The 468-nt window shown below is 45.3% G+C and carries 1 protein-coding gene; it reads left to right on the top strand.

Annotated elements, in window-relative coordinates; genetic code table 11:
* Window positions 1–468: PCRF domain-containing protein (locus ACLOR3_RS07680; protein WP_412037133.1), on the top strand; the 468-nt coding region annotated here is incomplete at both ends.

The following is a 468-nucleotide window of genomic DNA, read 5'->3' as shown; positions in this document are numbered from 1 at the left end:
TGACAGACTTGTCTGATGAATCCGAAATCCTTCTTGAGTTTCTCTCAGAAGATGAATCCGTTCACGAAGAGCTAGAAGAGAAGTTGACAGAGTTGGATAAGATGATGACCAGTTATGAGATGACGCTTCTCTTATCAGAACCCTATGATAATAATAATGCAATCTTGGAAATCCATCCGGGATCTGGTGGTACTGAGGCTCAGGACTGGGGAGATATGCTTCTTCGGATGTATACCCGCTTCGGAAATGCTCATGGCTTCAAGGTGGAAGTCTTGGACTATCAGGCAGGAGACGAGGCTGGGATTAAATCTGTTACCTTGTCTTTTGAAGGACCGCATGCCTATGGCTTGTTGAAATCTGAAATGGGCGTTCACCGTTTGGTACGGATCTCGCCATTCGACTCAGCTAAACGTCGCCATACATCCTTCACATCAGTTGAAGTCATGCCAGAATTGGATGATACCATTG

Origin of the sequence: Streptococcus intestinihominis (assembly GCF_046824975.1) — a bacterium.
Lineage (GTDB): Bacteria > Bacillota > Bacilli > Lactobacillales > Streptococcaceae > Streptococcus.
Note: the sequence above shows the minus strand (reverse complement) of the source record. Positions and strands in the feature narration are given on the sequence as shown.